Annotated in this window: 21 protein-coding genes; 20 read left to right on the top strand and 1 reads right to left on the bottom strand. The window is 71.4% G+C overall.

Annotated features, from left to right (window positions below):
• Nucleotides 1-2: 2 nt before the first annotated feature.
• The gene (locus IR212_RS08080) at nt 3-320 is read right to left on the bottom strand and encodes a dioxygenase (RefSeq protein WP_194398385.1); all 318 of its coding nucleotides are present in this window, start codon (nt 318-320) and stop codon (nt 3-5) included.
• A gap of 238 nt (nt 321-558) precedes the next feature.
• On the opposite strand from IR212_RS08080, the gene IR212_RS08085 reads away from it, so the two are divergent.
• From IR212_RS08085 to IR212_RS08180, 20 genes are all read left to right on the top strand, one after another.
• Nucleotides 559-1,857 (top strand): replication-associated recombination protein A, encoded by a 1,299-nt coding sequence (locus tag IR212_RS08085; protein WP_194398593.1) that lies wholly within the window; start codon nt 559-561, stop codon nt 1,855-1,857.
• A gap of 45 nt (nt 1,858-1,902) precedes the next feature.
• Nucleotides 1,903-2,463, top strand: a complete 561-nt coding sequence (locus tag IR212_RS08090) for a PadR family transcriptional regulator (protein ID WP_228479546.1) — start codon at nt 1,903-1,905, stop codon at nt 2,461-2,463.
• The gene (locus tag IR212_RS08095; protein WP_194398386.1) at nt 2,460-2,756 is read left to right on the top strand and encodes a hypothetical protein; all 297 of its coding nucleotides are present in this window, start codon (nt 2,460-2,462) and stop codon (nt 2,754-2,756) included. The genes IR212_RS08090 and IR212_RS08095 overlap by 4 nt, the downstream gene beginning before the upstream one ends.
• 4 nt (nt 2,757-2,760) lie before the next feature.
• On the top strand, nt 2,761-3,144 hold the full coding sequence (locus tag IR212_RS08100) for a hypothetical protein (RefSeq protein WP_194398387.1): 384 nt from the start codon (nt 2,761-2,763) through the stop codon (nt 3,142-3,144).
• A 176-nt stretch (nt 3,145-3,320) separates the two neighbouring features.
• Nucleotides 3,321-3,950, top strand: a complete 630-nt coding sequence (gene rpsD / locus IR212_RS08105) for a 30S ribosomal protein S4 (RefSeq protein WP_194398388.1) — start codon at nt 3,321-3,323, stop codon at nt 3,948-3,950.
• A gap of 131 nt (nt 3,951-4,081) precedes the next feature.
• Entirely contained in the window at nt 4,082-4,363 is a 282-nt protein-coding gene (locus IR212_RS08110; protein ID WP_194398389.1) for an ATPase, read from the top strand.
• Between the two features lie 79 nt (nt 4,364-4,442).
• The gene (gene alaS / locus IR212_RS08115) at nt 4,443-7,100 is read left to right on the top strand and encodes an alanine--tRNA ligase (protein ID WP_194398390.1); all 2,658 of its coding nucleotides are present in this window, start codon (nt 4,443-4,445) and stop codon (nt 7,098-7,100) included.
• A gap of 13 nt (nt 7,101-7,113) precedes the next feature.
• On the top strand, nt 7,114-7,581 hold the full coding sequence (gene ruvX, locus IR212_RS08120; protein ID WP_194398391.1) for a Holliday junction resolvase RuvX: 468 nt from the start codon (nt 7,114-7,116) through the stop codon (nt 7,579-7,581).
• Nucleotides 7,581-9,128, top strand: coding sequence for an endolytic transglycosylase MltG (gene mltG, locus IR212_RS08125; protein WP_194398392.1), 1,548 nt, complete (start codon nt 7,581-7,583; stop codon nt 9,126-9,128). The genes ruvX and mltG overlap by 1 nt, the downstream gene beginning before the upstream one ends.
• Complete coding sequence (locus tag IR212_RS08130) at nt 9,095-9,976, top strand: shikimate dehydrogenase family protein (protein ID WP_228479547.1); 882 nt, start codon at nt 9,095-9,097, stop codon at nt 9,974-9,976. The genes mltG and IR212_RS08130 overlap by 34 nt, the downstream gene beginning before the upstream one ends.
• A 30-nt stretch (nt 9,977-10,006) precedes the next feature.
• Nucleotides 10,007-11,218 carry a chorismate synthase gene (gene aroC, locus IR212_RS08135; RefSeq protein WP_194398393.1) on the top strand — a complete coding sequence of 404 codons (1,212 nt, stop codon included), beginning with the start codon at nt 10,007-10,009 and terminating at the stop codon, nt 11,216-11,218.
• 1 nt (nt 11,219) lies between these two features.
• Entirely contained in the window at nt 11,220-11,771 is a 552-nt protein-coding gene (locus IR212_RS08140; RefSeq protein WP_194398394.1) for a shikimate kinase, read from the top strand.
• Nucleotides 11,768-12,844, top strand: a complete 1,077-nt coding sequence (gene aroB / locus IR212_RS08145) for a 3-dehydroquinate synthase (RefSeq protein ID WP_194398395.1) — start codon at nt 11,768-11,770, stop codon at nt 12,842-12,844. The genes IR212_RS08140 and aroB overlap by 4 nt, the downstream gene beginning before the upstream one ends.
• The gene (locus IR212_RS08150; protein WP_194398396.1) at nt 12,841-13,371 is read left to right on the top strand and encodes a GNAT family N-acetyltransferase; all 531 of its coding nucleotides are present in this window, start codon (nt 12,841-12,843) and stop codon (nt 13,369-13,371) included. The genes aroB and IR212_RS08150 overlap by 4 nt, the downstream gene beginning before the upstream one ends.
• A gap of 44 nt (nt 13,372-13,415) precedes the next feature.
• Entirely contained in the window at nt 13,416-13,874 is a 459-nt protein-coding gene (locus IR212_RS08155) for a type II 3-dehydroquinate dehydratase (protein ID WP_194398397.1), read from the top strand.
• Nucleotides 13,875-13,990: 116 nt separating this feature from the next.
• The gene (gene efp / locus IR212_RS08160; protein ID WP_194398398.1) at nt 13,991-14,551 is read left to right on the top strand and encodes an elongation factor P; all 561 of its coding nucleotides are present in this window, start codon (nt 13,991-13,993) and stop codon (nt 14,549-14,551) included.
• Nucleotides 14,552-14,569: 18 nt separating this feature from the next.
• Nucleotides 14,570-14,980, top strand: coding sequence for a transcription antitermination factor NusB (nusB, locus tag IR212_RS08165; protein ID WP_194398399.1), 411 nt, complete (start codon nt 14,570-14,572; stop codon nt 14,978-14,980).
• A 43-nt stretch (nt 14,981-15,023) separates the two neighbouring features.
• Complete coding sequence (locus IR212_RS08170) at nt 15,024-18,287, top strand: SNF2-related protein (RefSeq protein ID WP_194398400.1); 3,264 nt, start codon at nt 15,024-15,026, stop codon at nt 18,285-18,287.
• 103 nt (nt 18,288-18,390) lie between these two features.
• Entirely contained in the window at nt 18,391-19,965 is a 1,575-nt protein-coding gene (locus IR212_RS08175) for a Rieske 2Fe-2S domain-containing protein (RefSeq protein WP_194398401.1), read from the top strand.
• A gap of 171 nt (nt 19,966-20,136) precedes the next feature.
• On the top strand, nt 20,137-20,673 hold the full coding sequence (locus tag IR212_RS08180; protein ID WP_194398402.1) for a DoxX family protein: 537 nt from the start codon (nt 20,137-20,139) through the stop codon (nt 20,671-20,673).
• Nucleotides 20,674-20,727 lie beyond the last annotated feature (54 nt).

Genomic DNA, 20,727 nt, shown 5'->3' on the forward strand with positions numbered 1-20,727 from the left:
CGTCAGGACGCGCTGGGGCTGGGGGTGGGCTCGGACGTGGTCGTGGGCGTCGGCTGCGGTGCGGGCTCGGTCGGCGCGGGCGTGGGTGCCGGCGTCGACGTCGTCGCCGGAGACGGCGCGGGCGCACCCGGCCCGGCGACGAAGTAGAGCGTCTGTGCGCCGATGAGGACGAGCACGAGAGCGCCGCCGGCGATGCCGGCGACGAGGTTGTCGCGGCGTCGCCGACGGGCCTGACCCTGATGGAACTCCTGCCGCGCCTGGTACAGCCGCGCGCGCTCCTTCGCCGCACGTGTGCCGCGGTCCTTGCCACCGGTCGCCACGGGGACCTCCTCGTTCGCCTCGTCGCCTGCCGCCCCGCAGGGGAGCGCTGAGTCGTCCGCCTCGGACCGGACCGGCCGTGCGGCACTCGCGGGGCCGCGCCCCGGGCGGGTTGATCCTACGGGCACCCGCGTCGGGCGCCAAAACGCCGCGGGCCCCGCCGTCGGCGCCCGGGGATAGCCTGGGACGGTGACCAGTCCGACCGCGCTCTTCCAGGGGCTCACCCCCCTCGCGGTCCGCATGCGGCCCACCTCGCTGGACGAGGTGGCGGGGCAGTCGCATCTGCTGCGGGCGGGGTCGCCCCTGGTGACGCTCGCCAATCCCGACGCGGCCGCCCGCGCGGCGACCTCCGTCATCCTGTGGGGTCCGCCGGGCACCGGCAAGACGACGCTCGCCCAGGCGATCGCCCGCTCGTCCGGCCGGCGCTTCGTCGAACTGTCCGCCGTCACGGCGGGAGTGCGGGACGTCCGCGAGGTGATGCAGGAGGCGCTCACCCAGCGCGATCTGTACGGCCAGTCCACGATCCTCTTCCTCGACGAGATCCACCGGTTCACCAAGGCGCAGCAGGACGCCCTCCTTCCCGGCGTCGAGAACGGCTGGGTGGTCCTGATCGCCGCGACGACGGAGAACCCGTCCTTCTCGGTCATCTCGCCGCTGCTGTCACGCTCGCTGCTGCTCACGCTCAAGCCGCTCACCGACGACGACCTGCGCCTGCTGCTCGATCGCGCGGTGTCCGATCCGCGCGGGCTGTCCGGCGCGGTGGTGCTGGGGGACGAGGCCCGCGATGCGATCGTGCGCCTGGCGTCCGGCGACGCCAGGCGTGCCCTGACCGCGCTGGAGGCCGCCGCCTCCCTCGCCGTCCCGGACGAGGACGACGACCAAGACGCCGACGCCGAAGCCCTCGCCGAGATCACGGTCGAGCACGTCTCCCAGGCCGTGGACCGGGCGCTCTTGCGCTACGACCGGCAGGGCGACGAGCACTACGACGTCATCAGCGCGTTCATCAAGTCGATCCGCGGCTCGGACGTCGATGCCGCCATGCATTACCTCGCCCGCATGGTGGAGGCAGGCGAGGACCCCCGGTTCATCGCCCGCCGCCTGATCATCTCGGCCGCCGAGGACATCGGGCTGGCCGATCCGCAGGCCCTTCCGATCGCGGTGGCCGCCGCCGACGCGGTGCAGTTGATCGGGATGCCGGAGGGACGCATCCCGCTGGCGGAGGCGACGGCCTACCTCGCGACGACGGCGAAGTCCAATGCCGCGTATCTCGCGATCGACAAGGCGATCGCGGATGTGCGTGCCGGTGGCTTCGGGCGCGTGCCGGTGCACCTGCGCGACGCCCACTACCCGGGTGCCAAGCGCCTCGGGCACGGCAAGGGGTATGTCTATCCGCACGACACCGAGATCGGGGTCTCACCTCAGCAGTACCTGCCCGACGAGCTGCGCGGTCGGCGGTACTACGAGCCCAAAGCGCTCGGTGCCGAGCGCGACGTCCAGGCGCGCCTGGAGAAGATCCGGCGCATCCTCGACGGCGGATGACGGATATCCCTCAAAGGTAGATGAATATCCCTCAAGGGGATATCCTTGGCGTCGACCCCGGAGGCGCCGATGCAATTCGTGATCCTCGGCCTGCTGCTCGGCGGGCCGCTGTCGCTGTACGACCTGCAGAAGCGGTTCGCCGCAGGCATCTCGCTGTTCTACAGCGCCAGCTCCGGCAGCATCCAGCGCGCTCTGCAGCGCCTCGTCACGGACGGCGCCGTGGTCGTCGCCGAGGCCGACGGCAGCCGTCGCGGCCGCAAGGTCCACCGGATCACCGACGACGGTCGCGAGCGCTGGCGCGCGTTCATGCTCGCCCCCATCCCGGATGGAACGGATGCGGAGACCACCGTCCTCGCGAAGGTGTTCCTCCTCGGGCGGCTCGAGGCGCCGGCCGACCGCACCGCCGTGCTCCGCAGCATCCGTGAGCACATCGACAGCTCACGCGCGACGCTGGAGACGCTGGCGGCGGAGGTGGATGCGCAGGCCGCTGGTCTCGACGACGCCTCACGGCACGTCTTCACGTTCCAGCGCGCGACGCTCGAGTACGGGCTGCGCTCGCACGCGCTGATGCGCGAGTGGATCGACGACATGGGGGAGTGGCGATGAGTCAGAAGCAGCAGGCGAACCGGGCACGCGTGCTCTTCGGCGCAGCCGCGGCCGTCGCCCTCGTCGTGGCTGTCGTCTTCGCGGGCGTCGGCGACGGGGTCGAGGTCCCCGAGGCGACAGGGCTGCGCGCCGTGGTGATCGAGGGCGGTCACACACTGGTGTGGGTGCTGTTGGCGATCGCCTTTGCGATCGCGACGGTGCGCGCGAAGTGGAGCCGGCTGTCGAACGTGCTCGCGATCGCAGCCGGGATCACGTACGCCGTCTTCCTCCTTGCGGTCTTCGTGTGGAGATAGCCCGATGACCCTCGCGACCGTCGCCGCGCTCGTCGCCTGCCTCATGCTCGCCACCCTCGCCGTCCTGCAGATCTGCGTGGCAGCAGGCGCTCCGTGGGGACGATTGGTGTGGGGCGGGACGCATCGCGTGCTGCCCCGTCGGCTGCGCGTCGCCAGCACGGCTTCCGTCCTGCTCTACGCCGGCTTCGCCGCTGTGCTGCTCAGCCGCGCGGACATTCTGCCCGGCAGCGACAGCCTTCTCGTCCGCATCCTGACGTGGGTGCTGTTCGCGTACTTCGCCGTCGGGATCGTGATGAACGGCATCTCGCGCAGTCGGGCCGAGCGCGTGACGATGACCCCGGTGTGCGTCGTGCTCGCCGCCGCGGCGCTGGTGATCGCGCTCTCATGAGGAGCTCGCCCGGCGTCTGGTAGGCTTGAGCGGCTCGAAACTGCGTTTTCGGGCATCCCCTCTCTTCTACACCTACCTTCCGGCATGCCCCGGCGTGCAGTCCGGACAGGGCGGAGACAGGGCGATACGTCCGCGAGCCGTGAAAGACACGGCAGCGTCATCGAAAGGAACACTTCGTGGCTACGAAGTCCCAGGACCGCCGCAAGGTCCGTCTGTCGCGCGCCCTTGGCGTCGCGCTCACCCCCAAGGCCGCCCGCTACCTCGAGAAGCGTCCGTACGCTCCGGGCGAGCACGGCCGCACCAAGCGCAAGGCCGACAGCGACTACGCCGTCCGCCTGCGCGAGAAGCAGCGTCTGCGCGAGCAGTACGGCATCCGCGAGAAGCAGCTGCGCATCCAGTTCAACGAGGCCCGCCGCACCCAGGGCCTGACCGGTGAGAACCTGGTCGAGCAGCTCGAGATGCGTCTGGACGCCCTCGTGCTCCGCGCCGGCTTCGCCCGCACCACCGCGCAGGCGCGTCAGCTCGTCGTGCACCGCCACATCCTTGTGGACGGCCAGCTCGTCGACCGCCCGTCGTTCCGCGTGAAGCCGGGTCAGCTGATCCACGTCAAGGGCAAGAGCGAGGGCCTCGAGCCCTTCCAGGTGGCAGCCGCCGGCGGTCACGCCGACGTCCTGCCCCCGGTTCCGGCCTACCTCGAGGTCGAGCTCGACAAGCTCCAGGCCCGTCTCGTGCGTCGCCCCAAGCGCGCCGAGGTCCCCGTGGTCTGCGACGTCCAGCTCGTCGTCGAGTACTACGCGGCCCGGTAACACGGTCGCACGAAGGGCGTCGGGGCGACCCGGCGCCCTTCGTCGTCCGGCGGGACGCGCCAGCGAACGCATCGAGACACGCATACGATGGGGGGATGCCGCGCCCCGGCGGCCTGCGAGGAAGTGGTGACATGAAGCTCCTGTGGTTCCTGCTCGGCATCGCCGCCGGATTCGTCCTCGCGCACCTGGTCAACAAGGACCCGCGCGGCCACGAGATCCTCGCCGAGGTCGACGCCCGCATCACGGAGTTCACCGACCGCATCGGCGACGCGTATCGCGAGCAGGAGGCCCGATTCGCCGACATCGTCGACGATGTGCGGGATGCTGCCGCCGAGGCCGCCGGCACGGCCGCCGCCGCGGCATCCGACGCCCTCGACTCGGCGCAGACCGCGGCCCGCAAGCTCGCGGACTGACGCGCGGCCACCGCGCGCACCCCTGGGACATCGCGCATCCCTCCTCCCCGCACGCCCCGCACGACAGCCAAGGACCCGCATGAAGACCGCCGAGATCGCCCAGCGCTTCCTCGATTACTTCGACAAGAACGGCCACACCATCGTCCCGTCGGCGTCGCTGGTGACCGACGACCCGGCGCTGCTGTTCACCGTGGCCGGCATGGTCCCCTTCATCCCGTACCTGTCGGGCGACGTGCCCGCCCCGTACCCGCGCGCGGCGGACAACCAGAAGTGCATCCGCACGAACGACATCGAGGAGGTCGGCAAGACCCCTCGTCACGGCACCTTCTTCCAGATGCTCGGCAACTGGTCGTTCGGCGACTACTTCAAGGAAGGGGCCATCCGCTACGCGTGGGAGCTCCTCACAGCCTCTGAGGCCGACGGAGGCCTGGGCTTCGACGCGAAGGATCTCTGGGTCACCGTCTACGAGGAGGACGACGAGGCCCACGACCTGTGGCTGCGGCTCACCGACCTCCCGGAGGAGCGCATCCAGCGGCTGGGCAAGGACACCAACTACTGGAGCACCGGCCTGCCCGGCCCGGCGGGTCCCTGTTCGGAGATCTTCTTCGACCGCGGCCCCGCGTACGGCATCGACGGCGGCCCCGCCACCGACGACGACCGGTACGTCGAGATCTGGAACCTCGTGTTCATGCAGTACGAGATCACGAACGTCCGCTCGAAGTACGACTTCGACGTCGTGGGGGAGCTGCCGAACAAGAACATCGACACCGGGATGGGCCTGGAGCGCATCGCGTTCATCAAGCAGGGCGTCGACAACATGTACGAGACCGACCAGGTGCGCCCGGTGCTCGACCGGGCCGTCGCGCTCTCGGGCCGCACCTACGGCGCCGACCACGACGACGACGTGCGCTTTCGCGTGGTCGCCGATCACGTGCGCTCCTCGCTCATGCTGCTGTCGGACGGCGTGACGCCGTCCAACGACGGCCGCGGCTACATCCTCCGACGCCTGATGCGCCGGGTCATCCGGTCGATGCGTCTCCTCGGGGTCGACGGTCCGACGTTCGCCGACCTATTCGCGGCCTCCCGCGACGCGATGAAGGACGCCTATCCCGTCGTCCAGACCGACTGGGCCCGCATCTCGCAGTACGCCCTCGCCGAAGAGGCCACCTTCCTGCGCACGCTCGCCGCCGGCGAGGCGATCCTCGAGGACTCGCTCCGCGCGACCAAGGCCGCCGGGGGGACGTCCATCCCCGGCGACGAGGCGTTCCTGCTGCACGACACGTACGGCTTCCCGATCGACCTCACCCTCGAGATCGCCGAGGAGGCCGGGCTCTCCGTCGACCGTGTCGCGTTCGACGGACTCATGCAGGAGCAGCGTGCTCGGGCCAAGGCCGACGCCCGCGCCCGCAAGCGTCAGCTCGCCGACACCAGCGTGTACCGCGACCTTCGCGCCCTCGGGGAGACGGTGTTCACCGGGTACACCGACCTCGAGACCGAGTCGCGCGTGCTCGGGATCCTCGTGGACGGCCTCTCGGTCGACCGCGCACAGGCCGGCCAGATCGCCGAGGTCATCCTCGCCGAGACGGCGCTGTACGCCGAGTCGGGCGGTCAGGTCGCCGACAAGGGCGTGATCGTCGGCCCCGGCTACGAGCTCGAGGTGCTCGACGTGCAGAAGCCCGTGCCGGGCCTGGTGAGCCACACCGTCGAGGTCTCCACGGGAGAGGTCGGCGTCGGGCAGCCGGCCACGTCGGTGGTGGATGCCGCCAACCGCCGTGCCGCGCGCCAGGCGCACTCTGCAACCCACCTCGTGCACGCCGCGCTGCGCGACACCCTCGGCAAGACGGCCACGCAGGCCGGTTCACTCAACCGCGCCGGCTACATGCGGTTCGACTTCTCGTGGGGGCAGTCGCTGTCCGACCAGACGAAGTCCGAGATCGAGGAGATCGCGAACAACGCGGTGCGCGACAACCTCGAGGTGACCACGCGCGTGCTCCCGCTGGACGAGGCCAAGGCGCTCGGGGCAATGGCGCTGTTCGGCGAGAAGTACGGCGACACCGTGCGCATGGTCGACATCGGCGGTCCGTGGTCGCGCGAGCTGTGCGCGGGCACGCACGTGTCCACGAGCGCCGAGGTGGGGCTGATCAGCCTCGTCGGCGAGTCCTCGGTCGGCGCCTCCAACCGCCGCGTCGAGGCGCTCGTCGGCCTGGATGCCTTCCGCTCGCTCGCCGCGGAGCGAGCCCTGGTCTCGCAGCTCACCGCGTCGCTCAAGGCGCCGCGAGAGCAGCTTCCCGCCCGCATCGCGGAGCTTCAGGCCAGTCTCAAGGCGGCGGAGAAGAAGATCGCCGCGTTCGAGTCCAAGGCGCTCGGCGATCGCCTGCCGGCGCTCGCCGGCGCGGCCACCCGCATCGGGAACACGCTGGTCGTCGCCGAGTCGCTCGGCACCGCCGCGTCAGCCGACGATGTGCGCTCGCTCGCCCTGCAGGTGCGCGAGAGGCTCGGATCCGACGCAGCGGTCGTCGCCCTCGGTGCCGTGGTCAACGAGCGCCCGGTCGTGATCGTCGCCACCAACGACGCCGCGCGCGCCGCGGGTGCCCGGGCCGGAGTGCTCGCGAAGGGCGCCGCGGGCGTGCTGGGCGGCGGTGGCGGAGGACGTGACGACGTCGCCCAGGGCGGGGGAGCGGATGCCGCGTCCCTGCCGGCGGCGCTCGCCGCCGTGAAGGACGCGCTCGCCGCGTGAGCGGCGTCCAGGCATGAGCGGGTTCCGCAGGGGCAGACGGCTCGGCGTCGACGTGGGCAGGGCCCGCGTGGGCGTGGCCTCCTGCGACCCCGACGGTCTGCTCGCGACGCCGGTGGAGACCGTGCCGCGCGACGACGCGTCCGTCGCGCGGATCGTGGCCCTCGCCGACGAGCACGCGGCACTGGAGGTGCTCGTCGGCCTGCCGCTGAACATGCAGGGCGAGGACACCGCATCGACCCGTGACGCGCGGGAGTTCGCCGCGGCGGTGGCGGCGGCATCCGAGCGCCCGGTGAGGCTCGTGGACGAGCGGCTGTCGACCGTGTCCGCTCACGCGGCGCTGCGCAGTTCGGGCAGATCCCAGCGTTCGTCGCGTACCATCGTTGACCAGGTCGCCGCGGTCGTCCTGCTCCAGCAAGCCCTCGACGTCGAGAAGAGCACCGGCCGTCCGCCCGGAACCATCGTCCCCCAGGAGCCCGCCTGATGTCCGACTCATCGCCTGACGGCGAAGCGATCCCCCCGTCGCGTCGCGCCGCCCGCGAGGCCGCAGCCCGCCAGGCGGCCACCGGCGCCACCCCCGCGCAGCCGCCGCAGTCCGCTCGCCCGGCGTCCCCGGAGCCCGCTCCCCTCGACGAGGGCTTCCCGCCGGTGTCCTCGCGCGCGCCCCGGCCGACCGGTCGGGCGAGCACAGCGGAGGCAGCCGAGGACGATCCGTGGATCTTCGCGGGAGCGGCGGTCGCCCCGGCGATGACGTACGGACGCGGCACCGCAGACGGCACGGCTTCCGCACCGGCGGCGCGGCCGACGGCCCCCCGCGTCGATCAGCCGAACGGCGGCTTCGCCGGCGGGACCCTCGAGGATCTGTTCAGCGGTTCCACCTCGACGGACGACATCGGCGATGTGCCGCCCCCCGTCAACCGCACGCGGCGGCGCCTCGCGGGATGGATCGTGCTCGGGATCGTGCTCGCGATGCTCGGCGGCATCGCCGCCGGCGGACTGTGGGCGTGGAACACATACGAGGACAAGATCCGCGAGGTGATGGGGTGGGAGGAGCCCAAGGACTTCGAAGAGGGCCTGGCCACCGGCGAGGCGCTCGTGACGATCGCCGCGGGGGACACCGGGTCGCCGATCTCGCAGTCGCTGTTCGACGCCGGCGTGACCAAGACCCCCGACGCGTTCTACGACTACCTCATCGACACCGCGCAGAACCCGAACTTCCAGCCGGGCGTCTACAAGCTCCAGAAGCAGATGACGAGCGCGGCCGCCCTCGCCGCGCTGCTGGACCCCGCGAACAAGCAGGAGTACACCGCGGCGATCCCCGAGGGCTACACCGTGGAGGGCACCCTCGAGCGGCTCGCCGAGGGCACCGGGATCCCCCTCGAGGAGTTCCAGGCGGCGATCGCCGACCCGTCGGTGTACGGCGTGCCCATCGACCCTGCCGTCGTGGCGGCCGGCGGTCAGCCGCTCGAGGGATGGCTGTTCCCCGCGACCTACACGTTCGACCCCGGCGTCACGGCCCAATCGGCCATCCAGACGCTCGTCGACCGCACGAAGCAGTCCCTCGATGCCGCGGGCGTGCCCGAGGGCGACCGCCAGCGCGTCCTCACCATCGCGTCGATCATCCAGCGCGAGGTGCGGGTGGAGGACGAGATGCAGAAGGTGTCCCGCGTCATCCTGAATCGCCTCGACCCGTCGAACCAGGAGACCTTCGGCCTCCTGCAGATGGACTCGACGGCCCAGTACGGCGCGGGCGAGGTGGGTCTCGCCGTGAGCACCTCCGAGGCGGCGCAGAACGACCCGAACCCCTGGAACACGTACGTCAACGCCGGCCTCCCGGTCGGGCCGATCTCCAATCCGGGCGACGTCGCCATCAATGCGGCGATGAACCCCGCCGACGGCCCGTGGCTGTACTTCGTGACCGTGAACCTGAACACCGGCGAGACCATCTTCACCGAGACCTACCGCGAACACCTGCGCTACGTCGACCAGTGGCAGCAGTGGTGCGCCGACAACCCGGACGCGGGGTGCTGACCGGGGGCGCGTCGCGCCTGGAGGTGTGGGGCGACCCCATCGCGCACAGCCGCTCGCCGCAGCTGCACGCCGCCGCGTACGCGGTGCTCGGCCTCGACTGGGCGTACGGTCGCCGCCGTGTCGACGAGACCTCGTTCCCGGCGGAGCTCGCTGCGCTGGACGGTTCGTGGCGCGGGCTGTCGCTCACGATGCCGCTCAAGGGCGTCGCGTTCGCCGCGGCCGCCACGCGCGACCGGCGCGCAGAGCTGACGGGTGCGGTCAACACCCTGCTGCTCGCCGCCGACGACCGACACCGCGGGTTCAACACCGATGTCGGCGGCATCGTGCGAGCGCTCGCCGACGACGGGATCACCGCCGCCCCCCGCGCCCGGATCGTCGGGGCGGGCGCCACGGCGACGTCCGCGCTGGTGGCGCTGTCGGAGCTGGGCGCCCGCGAGGTCGACGTCGTGGCGCGCCGACCTGAGGCAGCGGCGCCCATCGTCGAGCTCGGCGGCCGGCTCGGTGTCACGGTCGCGGCCACGTCCCTGGAGACATCCGCCCATCCCTCGGTGGCACTCACCATCGCGACGCTCCCCGGCGACGCACGGATTCCGGATGCCGCGGCTGACGTGCTCGCGCGCTCGGGCGGACTGCTCCTGGACGTGGTGTACGGGCACTGGCCGACCGCGCTGTCCGACGCCTGGGAGCGCGCCGGAGCGCCCGCGCGCTCCGGGCTCGGGATGCTGCTGCACCAGGCCGTGCTCCAGATCCGGATCTTCCGTCACGGGGATCCCGACACGCCACTGGAGCGCGAGGGGGAGGCTCTCGCTGCGATGCGCGGCGTCCTCGCCGACCCGCGTCCGGCGTAACGGCGTCGCCTCGCGTGGGAGACTGGAGCAATGCTCCGCGTGCTCACGGCCGGCGAATCGCACGGCCCCGAACTCGTCGCCATCATGGAGGGACTTCCCGCCGGCGTCCCCGTCTCCCGCGCCGCAATCCAGGCGGATCTCGCCCGGCGCAAGCTCGGCTACGGCCGCGGGTCGCGCATGAAGTTCGAGGAGGACGAGCTGACGATCTCGTCCGGCGTCGTCCACGGCCTGAGCCTCGGCAGTCCGATCGCGCTGCGGATCGGCAACACCGAGTGGCCCAAGTGGGTCGAGGTGATGAGCGCCGAACCGGTCGAGCTGACCGAGAAGTCGCGCGGTCGCGGCGCCGCACTCACGCGCCCGCGTCCGGGCCACGCCGACCTCGTGGGCATGCAGAAGTACGGCTTCGACGAGGCCCGGCCGATCCTGGAGCGCGCGAGCGCCCGCGAGACCGCCGCCCGCGTCGCCCTGGGCGCACTGGCCCGCGCGTTCCTCGCGGAGCTCGGCATCCGTCTGGTCAGCCACACGCTGTCGATCGGTCCTGTGCGCGTGCCGGAGGGCGCGCCGCTGCCGGCACCGGATGACGTCAGCGCCCTCGACGCGGATCCGCTGCGCTGCTTCGACCCCGCCACGAGCGCGGCGATGGTCGCCGAGGTCGATGCCGCCCGCAAGGACGGCGACACGCTCGGCGGCATCGTCGAGGTGCTCGCATACGGACTTCCGCCGGGGCTCGGCTCGCACGTCCACTGGGACCGCCGCCTGGATGCGAAGCTGGCGCAGGCGCTCATGAGCATCCAGGCCATCAAGGGCGTCGAGGTGGGCGACGGCTTCGAGACCACCCGCCGCCGCGGGTCGGCCGCCCACGACGAGCTGTTCACCGCGGAGCACGGCATCACGCGCTCCAGCGACAAGGCGGGCGGCACCGAGGGCGGCATGTCCACCGGGACGGTGCTGCGGGTGCGGGCCGGCATGAAGCCGATCGCCACGGTGCCCCGCGCGCTGCGCACCGTCGACGTCACCACCGGCGACTCCGCCTCCGCCCATCACCAGCGCTCCGATGTGTGCGCGGTGCCGGCGGCCGGCGTCGTCGCCGAGGCGATGGTCGCGGTCGTGCTGGCAGGCGTCGTCCTGGAGAAGTTCGGCGGCGACAGCGTCGCCGAGACGCGTCGCAACCTCGAGGGCTACCTCGCGGCGATTCCCGAGGAGCTGCGCACGGCCGCGCAGAGCGACGCCGGCCTGCTCTGACATGGCGGCGCTTCATGACCCCGTCGTGGTGATCGGCCCGATGGGCGCAGGCAAGTCCAGCATCGGTAAGAAGGCGGCGCGCGCCCTGGGCGTGCCGTTCTTCGACACCGACGCCGCAGTGGTGCGAGAGCACGGTCCGATCGAACAGCTCTTCGCCGAGCACGGCGAAGCGCACTTCCGCGCTCTGGAGCGCGAAGCTGTCGTCGAGGGACTTCGCGGCGGGGGGATCGTCTCGCTGGGCGGCGGCGCAGTCACCCATCCGCAGACGCGCTCCGACCTGGCGCGCCACCGGGTCGTGCTGCTGACCGTGTCGCCGCGCGTCGTGGCCGGGCGGGTGCGCGACTCGCACCGGCCCCTGCTGCAGGGCGACGACGCCATGCAGCGCTGGACGGCGATCTACGACGAGCGCCGGCCGGTGTACGAGGAGCTCGCCGACGTCGTCTTCGACACGTCGAGCGGGCCCATGCAGGACGTCGTCAACGCCCTGGTGGCCTGGGTGCGGGGCGACGGGGCCGATGCCGCCGCCGGCAGGAACGAGGAGGAGACGGAATGACGGATGCCACGACCATCGCCGTGGGCGGCGACGCGAGCTACGACATCACCGTGGGGCGCGGCATCCTGTCGACTCTCGGCGAGGCGCTGCCACTCGCCGCCCGCAAGGTGCTGGTGATCCACCCCCCGACCCTCGCGGAACAGGCCGAGCGGCTGCGCGCGCAGCTGATCGGAGACCGCGAGGTGCTGCTCGCGGAGATCCCCGACGCCGAAGCCGGCAAGCGCATCGAGGTCGCCGCGTTCTGCTGGCAGGTGATGGGCAAGGCCGACTTCACCCGCACCGACGCCGTCGTCGGGTTCGGCGGAGGAGCGGTGACCGACCTCGCCGGATTCGTGGCGGCGACCTGGCTGCGCGGCGTCGAGGTCGTGCAGGTGCCGACGACGGTGCTCGCCATGGTCGATGCGGCGGTCGGCGGCAAGACGGGCGTGAACACCGCCGAGGGCAAGAACCTGGTGGGCGCGTTCTGGGCGCCGCGCGCGGTGCTCTGCGACCTGGACCTCCTGGACAGCCTCTCGCGCAACGAGCGGGTCGCCGGCTACGCCGAGGTCGTGAAGGCCGGCTTCATCTGGGCGCCCGAGATCCTCGACCTCATCGAGGCCGACGCCGAGGCCGCCGTGGACCCGCGCAGCGAGGCATTCCGGCGCACGATCGAGCTCGCCATCGACATGAAGGCGCGGGTGGTGGGAGAGGACCTGCGCGAGGCGGATCTGCGCGAGATCCTCAACTACGGGCACACGCTCGGCCACGCGATCGAGCACGCCGAGCGCTACCGCTGGCGTCACGGCGCCGCCATCTCGGTGGGCATGGTCTTCGCCGCGGAACTCTCGCGACTGGCCGGACGCCTGCCGGACGCCGCCGCGCAGCGTCACCGCGACATCCTCCACACCCTCGGACTGCCGACGACGTACCGCGCGGGCGCGTGGCCGCAGCTGAAGGCGACGATGCAGCGAGACAAGAAGAGCCGCGGCGGCATGCTGCGATTCATCGTGCTGGACGACATCGCCAAGCCCACCGTGCTGCAGGCGCCCGACGAGTCGCTGCTGTACGCGGCGTATCAGGAGGTCGCCGGGTGACGGCGCCGCTCGCGCGCCGCGTCCGCGAGGACGAGTGGGCGCGCGTGCGCGACCTCCGGATCCGCGCGGTCAGCGATCCGAACGCCGCGATGGCGTTCCTGACCACGCCCGAGCAGGAGCTGGCGCACGACGACGAGTTCTGGCGCGCCCGGGCGCTGCACGCCTCGGCGGGCGACGAGGCGGCCCAGTTCATCGCCGAGGTGGACGGGGAGTGGGTGGGCTCCGCCACCGTCATCGTCCGGGCCACGGGGACCACCGATCACACCGGCCGCACGGTGTACACCGCCCGCGCGGACGTGGTGGGCGTGTACGTGAGTCCCGAGCAGCGCGGCGCCGGCACCGTGGACGCCCTCTTCGACGCCGCGGCGGCGTGGGTCGCCGGTCTCGGCATCCGTCGCCTGACCCTGGACGTGCACGCCGACAACTCCCGCGCGCAGGCGGCGTACCGCCGCAACGGCTTCGCACCCACCGGCGACAGCTTCACCAGCTCCATCGGACCCGAGATCGTGATGGAGCGGGTGCTCTGACCCCGCGCGCGGGGAGGACGCCGGCACGCCGGTAGGGTGGGCGCGTGACCGCCGCCCGTCGCCTGCTCCTCGTCAACGGCCCGAACCTCAACCTCCTGGGCATCCGCGAGCCCGCCGTCTACGGCACCGCGACGCTCGCGGACGTGGAGCGCCTGACGACGGATGCCGCCGCCCGCCGCGGCTTCGATGTCCGCGCGGTGCAGAGCAACCACGAAGGCGTGCTGCTGGACGCGATCCACGCGGCCCGCGACGACTGCGCCGGGATCGTCATCAACCCGGGAGGCCTCACCCACACCTCGGTCGTCCTGCGCGATGCGCTGTCCGGAGTCGGGCTCCCGGTCGCCGAGGTGCACATCTCCGACATCCGCTCCCGCGAGGAGTTCCGCCACCACTCGTACATCGCCGACGTCGCGGTCGTGCACGTGATGGGTGAGGGCGTGGCGGGGTACGGCCGGGCGGTGGACCTGCTGATCGACGCCATCACCGGCCACGCCGAGGGCTGACGGGCGGGGCGGGAGCAGGCATCCCGTAGAATCGACCGTCGGCATGCCCGGCCCCGGCGCTCGCAGACGGGGCAGGGGCGGCCTCCCTCACTTCAACGAAACGGACCCGCATCCTCATGGCATCCACCGCAGACATCAAGAACGGCGTCGTCCTGAACATCGACGGGCAGCTCTGGAGCGTCGTGGAGTTCCAGCACGTCAAGCCCGGCAAGGGCGGCGCCTTCGTGCGCACCAAGCTCAAGAACGTCGTCACCGGCAAGGTCGTCGACAAGACGTACAACGCGGGCGCGAAGATCGAGATCGAGAACGTCGACCGCCGCGACTTCACCTACCTGTACAGTGACGGCGACGGCTTCGTGTTCATGGACACCAGCGACTACGACCAGATCACGGTTCCCGCCGCCACGGTGGGCGACGCGAAGAACTTCCTGCTGGAGAACCAGCAGGTGACCATCGCCCTCAACAACGGCAACCCGCTGTACATCGACCTTCCCGCGTCGGTCGTGCTCGAGATCACCTACACCGAGCCCGGCCTGCAGGGCGACCGCTCCTCGGCGGGCACCAAGCCCGCCACGGTCGAGACGGGCTATGAGATCCAGGTCCCGCTGTTCCTCGAGACCGGCACGAAGGTCAAGGTCGACACCCGTACGGGCGACTACCTCGGCCGCGTCAACTGACGCCGCCGGCTGCCGACCATGAGCTCCCGCTCGAAGGCGCGCAAGCGCGCGCTCGACATCCTCTTCCAGGCCGACGTCCGCGGCGACCAGCCGGCGGTGATCCTCGCCGCGGAGGCCCGGCGCGCGGCCGGCGAGCCGGCGCGGCAGGCGTCGTGGCTGTACGCCCGTGAGATCGTCGACGGGGTGATCGACAACCAGGACGCGATCGACGAGCAGATCACGACATTCGCGAAAGACTGGTCGCTCGCGCGCATGCCCGCCGTGGATCGCGCGGTCCTGCGCATCGCCACGTGGGAGCTGCTGTACAACGACGAGGTGCCCGCCGCCGTCGCGATCGACGAGGCGGTGGAGCTCGCGAAGGAGTACTCGACCGACGACTCCGGCGCGTTCGTCCACGGCGTCCTGGCCCGCATCGCCCGCGCGTCCTGAGCGAGCGGGACCGGCCGGCCGGCTGTCCGGAGGGGTTGCCAGGATGGATGCCGTGACCCCGCCGTTCGTCGATCCCTCGCACATCCGCGCGTTCACCGACGCCGGCTCCTACGTGCGCGGCGCGGCGTACTTCGCCGACGGCGCCGTGCAGCAGCTGAGATGGGACGCGGGCGCCGGCGTGCTCGAGTCGTCGGTCGAGGGGGGCGGCGGACGCTCCTATCGCTGCCGCGTCCGGATCGATCCGCAGCGGGCCGATCGGCCGATCGCGGCGACGTCCTGCACCTGTCCGGTGCAGTTCGACTGCAAGCACACCGTCGCCACGCTGCTGGCGGCCAATCGCCTCGCCGCGGCAGCGGCGTCCCCCGACGACGGCACCTCCTGGCGGGCGGTGTTCGCGCCCGCGCCCCCCGCGCGCACCGACGGGATCGTGCTCGCGCTCGGGCTGGAGCTGCGCCAGCGCATCCATCGCGGCGCGTCCACGTGGGCGCCTGCCCGCGTGGAGACGGCGACACCGCGCGGGCTGCACCAGTTCGGCGCCGATGTGCTGGTGGGAATGCGCCCGCTGCAGCGCTCGTCCCGCTCCGACGCGTGGATCAAGGGCGGCGTCTCGTGGGACGCGCTGCGCCGCCCCGGGGGGCGGTTCGACCCCGCACACGCCCGCTGGTTCGCCGAGCTGCACAGCATCGGCCGTGACGTGCGCTCCTTCGGTGCCTTCTCCGACGTCTCGGAGTGGCTGACGCTCGACGACATCGAGTCGGGCCTGCTGTGGCCGCACCTGCGGTCGGCGGCAGAGCGCGGCATCCCGCTCGTGGCCACCAAGCGCGGCACCGTCGTGACGCTCGCCGACAGCGCGACCGTCGCCGTCCGGGCCCTGCGGACGGCAGGAGGCTTCGATGTCGCCCCGGTGGTGACGATCGACGGGGAGCGGGCGGATGCCGCGGCGGTGCGTCCGGTCGGACGCACGGGCGTCTACCGGTTCGCGGTCGCTCCCGATCGGATCGAGCTCGTCCTCGCGCCGGTCGCGCTCCCGGACCCGGTGCCCACGCTGCTGTCAGCCCGCGACCCGGTCCGCGTTCCCCGAGAGGAGGCGGACGAGTTCGTCCGTGATCACCTGCCGAGGATCGCGCGTCGCGTGACCGTGGAGGCGCCGGGGATCGCCCTGACCGCACCGCCGCGCCCGCACCTGGTGGTGCGGGTGCACTTCGAGCCGGACCACCGGCTGGTGTACACCTTGGCGTGGCGTTACGGAGACGGCGACCCGCTCGGTCTCGACGCCCCGGGCGACGATCGCGACGCGGACGCCGAGAACGTCATCCGTGCCCGCGTGCAGGACCTCTGGCACGAGCACGCACCCGTGGGGTTCGCCTCGTCGGGCTCGCTGGCGGGACTCGACGCCGCCGAGTTCGCCTCACGGCTGCTGCCGGTGCTCGAGGAGGAGCCCGACGTCCGCATCGAGGTCTCCGGCCGACGACCGCGGTACCGCGAGCTCACGGGCGACCCGCGGATCGACGTCCGCACGGTCGAGACGGCGGATCCGGACTGGTTCGACCTCGGGGTGGTCGTGACGATCGACGGGCGGCGCATCCCGTTCGGCACGCTGTTCACCGCGCTGACCCGCGGTCGGCGGAAGATCCTCCTGAGCGACGGCGCCTACTTCTCCCTGGCGCATCCCTCCCTGCGCCGCCTCCGCGAGCTCATCGAAGAGGCGGGCGAGCTGGAGGAGTGGGAGGCCGGTCCCCGTATCAGCAGGTATCAGACCGCGTTGTGGGCGGACTTCGAGGACCTCGCGGACGAGGCGCAGCCCGCGGTGGCGTGGCGCGCCACGGTCGAAGGACTCCGGCGCGCCGACGGCGTGCCGGAGACCGCACTGCCCGCAGGACTCCACGCCGAGCTGCGGCCCTACCAGCGCGACGGGTACGACTGGCTGAGCTTTCTGTGGCACCACCGGCTCGGCGGCATCCTCGCCGACGACATGGGTCTCGGCAAGACGCTTCAGCTGCTCGCGCTCATCGCGCACGCCCGCGAGAGCGGCGAGGCCCGCCCGTTCCTCGTGGTCGCGCCGACCTCGGTGGTGTCGACCTGGCGGACCGAGGCAGAGCGGTTCGCCCCGGGGCTCAGAGTTCGAGTGGTAGGGGCCACGCGCGCGAAGCGGGGACCGACGGCGGCGGGAGCCGCCGAGGCGACCGACGTCGTCGTGACGTCCTACACGCTGCTGCGGCTGAACGAACGCGAGTTCCGCGACGTGGAGTGGGCCGGGGTCATCCTCGACGAGGCGCAGTTCGTGAAGAACAGCCGGACCAAGGCCTACCGGGCGGTGCGCGACCTGCCCGCCGACGTGGTCTACGCCGTGACCGGCACACCGCTGGAGAACAGCCTCACCGAGCTGTGGGCGCTGCTCTCGCTCACGGCGCCCGGCCTGTTCCCCTCGGCGCGGCGCTTCCGGGAGGAGTACGTCCGCCCGATCGAGAGCGGCAAGGTGCCCGAGAATCAGGAGGGCGGCCCCTTCCGCGCCGCCCGCCTGGAGCGGCTGCGACGGCGCATCCGCCCGCTCGTGCTGCGACGCACCAAGGAGCTCGTCGCCGCAGAGCTTCCCGCCAAGCAGGAGCAGGAGGTGCGCGTCGAGCTGGGAGCCGCGCATCGCGCGCTCTACGACACCGTGCTGCAGCGCGAGCGTCAGAAGGTGCTGGGGCTCCTCGACGATCTCGACCGCAACCGCTTCATCGTGTTCCGCTCGCTCACGCTGCTGCGGATGCTGAGCCTCGCGCCGGAGCTCGTCGACCGCGCCCACAGCCACATCGCGCCGAGCAAGCTCGGAGCGCTCTTCGACCAGCTCGACGAGGCGCTGTCGGAGGGCCACCGCGCGCTGGTGTTCAGTCAGTTCACGTCCTTCCTGGGCCTCGTCGCCGCCGAACTGGAGCGCCGCGGGGTGCCGTACGCGTACCTCGACGGCTCGACGCGGGACCGGGATGCTGCAGTGGCGGCGTTCCGCGGCGGCGAGGCGCCGGTCTTCCTCATCAGTCTGAAGGCCGGCGGGTTCGGGCTCACGCTGACGGAGGCCGACTACGTCTTCCTGCTCGATCCGTGGTGGAATCCCGCTGCCGAGGCGCAGGCGGTGGACCGCGCGCACCGCATCGGCCAGCACCGCAGCGTCCTGGTCTACCGTCTCATCGCATCCGACACCATCGAGGAGAAGGTGATGGCGCTACAACGCCGCAAGGCGCGGCTGTTCAGCTCGGTCATGGACGACGACGCCCTCTTCGGACAGGCCCTGACCGCTGACGACATCCGGGGGCTCTTCGACAGGTGAGGCGGGGTCGTCCCGGGCGGATCCGATCCGGCACGGCCGTGCGACGAGCACCTCGGAAGACCCTCGCCTAGAATCGTCTGGTTCGACACAGGAGGACACACCCATGCGCATCACGGGCCTCGGCCACGCCGGCATGTTCATCGAGACGGCGGGGGGAAGCATCCTCTGCGACCCGGTGATCGGGCCGACCTTCTTCGGATCGTGGTTCCCCTTCCCCGACAACAGGGGCCTCGACTGGGAGAAGTACGGCGACGCCGACTTCCTGTACGTCTCGCACCGCCACCGGGACCACTTCGATCCGGCACTGATGGAGCGGTACGTGCCCAAGAGGATCAAGGTGCTGCTCCCCGAGTACCCGACCGACGACCTCGAGCAGGATCTGCGCAAGCTCGGCTACGACAACATCGTCTACACCCAGGCCGGCGTGCCCCTCGAGTTCGGCGAGCTCAAGGTGATGGTCACGCCGTTGCGCGCGCCGAGCGACGGCCCGATCGGCGACTCGTCGCTGTCGGTCGACGACGGCACGGCCAGCATCCTCAATCAGAACGACTCGCATCCGCTGGATCTCGAGAAGCTGATGTCGTTCTCCAAGCCCGAGGCCTACTTCACGCAGGTGTCGGGGGCGATCTGGTGGCCGATGGTCTACGACCTGCCGCAGGACGCCAAGCAGAACTTCGCCAAGCTCAAGCGCGATGCCCAGAACAAGCGCGCGATGTACTACATCGAGAAGGTCGACGCCGAGCATGTCTTCCCGATGGCCGGTCCGCCCATGTTCCTGCGCGAAGAGCTGTTCCCGTACAACGGACACGGCCTCGACGGCGATGCGATCTTCACCGACCAGCGGCAGTTCCTCCGTCACATGAAGGCGGAGCGCCCGCAGCAGAAGGGCTACGAGTTCCTCCCGGGCACCGTGGTGGAACTGAACGACGGCGAGCTTTCGGTCACGCAGACGCTGTACACGGATGCCGAGATCGACCGCATCTTCGATGACAAGTGGTCCTACCTCGCCGAGCAGCGCGACTCCCGGCAGGACGAGATCCGCGCTGAGGAGGCGTCGCGCGCGCCGGTCCTGCCGCCGGATGAGATGCTGGCGGCCCTGAAGGAGTGGTGGGAGCCGCTGCTGCGCCGGGCCCGCACGATCCGCAACGGCGTGGGCGGCGTGGTGCGCTTCCGCATCGGCGACCTCGACATGGTCGTCGACTTCCCCAAGGCGAAGGTCCGCGAGTACGCCGGCGAGGAGTGCATCTACTGGTACACGATCCCCGCCGACCTCGTCTCGACCAACATCGCGGACCGCGAGATCGACTGGTCCAATTCGATCTTCCTGTCGATGCAGTTCGAGGTCGGGCGCTCGGGCAAGTTCAACGAGTTCCTGACGACGTTCCTCAAGTGCCTCTCCCGCGATCGCATCGAGTACGTCGAGAACTGGTATGCCGAGCAGACCGACCAGACCGAGGACGCCCAGCTCGGCGACTGGGTCGTGCAGCGGCGGTGCCCGCACCTGCGCGCCGATCTCACCAAGACCGGCAAGATCGAGGACGGCGTGCTCACCTGCTCCCTGCACGACTGGAAGTGGGACCTCGCCAGCGGCAGGTGCCTCACCAGCCAGGGCCACCCCATCCGTGCCTCGCAGGTCGAGGACGATCTCTTCCGCGCGGCGACGACCCCCGCGGCGTGATCGGAGTGAACGCCGTCCTGTTGTAGGACCTCTACAACAAGACGGCACTCCGATACGGGTGCGTGTGTAGCACCGGCGTCAATCTCCGGGTCCGCGTATCACCGCGCGGCGGATCGGGTCCTGATCACCGTGCCCGCTGTCGCGGGCGATCGAACCCGAAGGAGTCACGCCATGACCACCGTCCCCGTCCACGGCGCCGCCGGCGTCGTTCCCGCGTCCACCGGCCGCCAGAACCCGCTGCGCACCCTGGTCGTCCTCGAGGCGCGCGCGGAGGCCGCGCTCAAGGTCTCGCTCCAGCGCTGGAGCATCTCCGCGCTGCGCATCGCACTCGGAGCCGTCTTCGTCGTCTTCGGCGCCCTCAAGCTCATCCCGGGCGTGAGCCCCGTCGAGGCACTCGTCAGCGCCACCTGGGAGAAGCTCACGTTCGGCATGGTGAGCGGTCAGGCCGCGCTGATCGCGACCGCCGTCATCGAGGTGCTCGCCGGTGCCCTGCTCATCGCGGGCGGGCGTCTCGCCCGTATCGGCCTGGTGGTGCTGGGCCTCGCGTTCGTCGGCATCCTGTCGCCGATCGTGCTGCTGCCGGCCGAGGTGTTCGGGCCCGTCGGCCCGACGCTGACCGGTCAGTACATCTTCAAGAACGTCGTGCTGATCGCCGCAGCGCTGGTCGTGGCATCCCGCGTCCTGCACGGCCCGGCGGCCAAGCGCTGATCCCGCACCCGCTGCCCGAGGGCCGGCCCCGTACGGGGCCGGCCCTCGTCGTGC

The sequence above is a fragment of the Microbacterium atlanticum genome, from assembly GCF_015277815.1.
GTDB lineage: Bacteria > Actinomycetota > Actinomycetes > Actinomycetales > Microbacteriaceae > Microbacterium > Microbacterium atlanticum.